The 1,333-nt window shown below is 65.2% G+C and carries 1 protein-coding gene; it reads right to left on the bottom strand.

The window, feature by feature from the left end; genetic code table 11:
* Window positions 1-27 precede the first annotated feature (27 nt).
* A protein-coding gene (locus ABT245_RS45915) for an IS3 family transposase (RefSeq protein WP_351747132.1) occupies window positions 28-1,280 on the bottom strand; the annotation gives its coding sequence in 2 pieces (ribosomal slippage) (window positions 28-998 and window positions 998-1,280; 1,254 coding nt in all).
* Window positions 1,281-1,333: the final 53 nt, after the last annotated feature.

Raw genomic sequence — 1,333 nt, 5'->3', positions numbered from 1 at the left:
TGAACCGCCCCGGGTTCGATAGAGATCTCAGATTATGGTTGTGACCTGGGGTTTTGCGGATTCCATGTAGTGATTGGCTTCGTACTCGACGGGTGGAACGTGGCCTATCTCACCGTGGAGCCGGCGGTGGTTGTACCAGTCGACCCACTCGGCGGTGGCCAGCTCAACCTGGGAGAGCGTCTTCCAGGGCCGCTGGGGTTTGATCAACTCGGTTTTGTACAGGCCGATCGTCGACTCCATCAGGGCGTTGTCGTACGCATCTCCGACGGATCCAATACTCGCCGCGATGCCGGCCACGTCCAGGTGCTCAGCAAGCTTGAACGACGTGTACTGCGACCCGGCGTCTGAGTGATGGATCAACTCCCCTGGCTGGACGGGGTGTTGGTCCCGGTCGCGTTGCCAGACGGCCATCTCGAGAGCGTCCAGGACGAAGACGGTCTCCTTGACGGTGGCCGCCGACCAGCCGACGATCCGGCGGGAGAAGGTGTCCACGACGAACGCGACATAGACGGTCGCGGACCACGTCTTCACATGGGTGAAGTCCGCCACCCAGCACCGGTTCGGAGCGGCGGCGACGAAGTCGCGGTCGACGAGATCGGGGGCCCGCTCGGCCTGCCCGCCGGGGATCGTGGTGATGACGCGCTTGCCCCGCACGGCGCCCTGGATGCCGAGTTCGCGCATGAGGCGCTCGACGGTGCAGCGGGCCACCGCATGTCCCTGGCGGTTCAGCTCGCGCCAGATCTTGCGGGCTCCGTAAACACGGTAGTTGGACGTGTAGACCTCCTGGATCCGCGCCTTGAGTTCCTCGTCGCGCACGGAACGGGCGGAGGGAGTTTGGAGGCGTTTCCTGTGGGCGTAGTACGTGGAAGGGGCGATCTTGCAGTCGTGCCCGGTGAGCGTCCTGCAGATCGGCTCGACCCCGCCGAAGCGGTCCCGGTGCTCGTCGATGAACGCTACGAGCGCGTGTGTGGCCGGTCGAGCTCGGCCGCGAAGAAACTCGCCGCGGCCTTCAGGATCTCGTTGGCCCGCTTGAGCTCGGCGTTCTCCTTCTTCAACGCCTTGATCTGGGCGGACTCCTCCGTCGTCGTCCCCGCCCGCGTCCCCGCGTCGATGTCGTGCTGCTTCAGCCAGTTCCGCAGTGTCTCGCGGGAGCCGATGCCGAGCTTCTCGGCCACCGCCTGCAAGGCGGCCGTCTCGTTCGGGTAGTCGGCGCGCACCTCGGCGACCATGCGCACCGCACGACGACGGAGCTCAAGCGGGTAACGGGAAGGTCGTGCCATGACTCGATCCTTTCATGAAATCGAGTCTCCATTCGAGCCGGGGCGGTTCATCG

Origin of the sequence: Streptomyces sp. NPDC001508, assembly GCF_040298665.1 — a bacterium.
GTDB lineage: Bacteria > Actinomycetota > Actinomycetes > Streptomycetales > Streptomycetaceae > Streptomyces.
The sequence above is the reverse complement of the archived record's forward strand: the minus strand, read 5'-3'. Positions and strand labels throughout refer to the sequence as shown.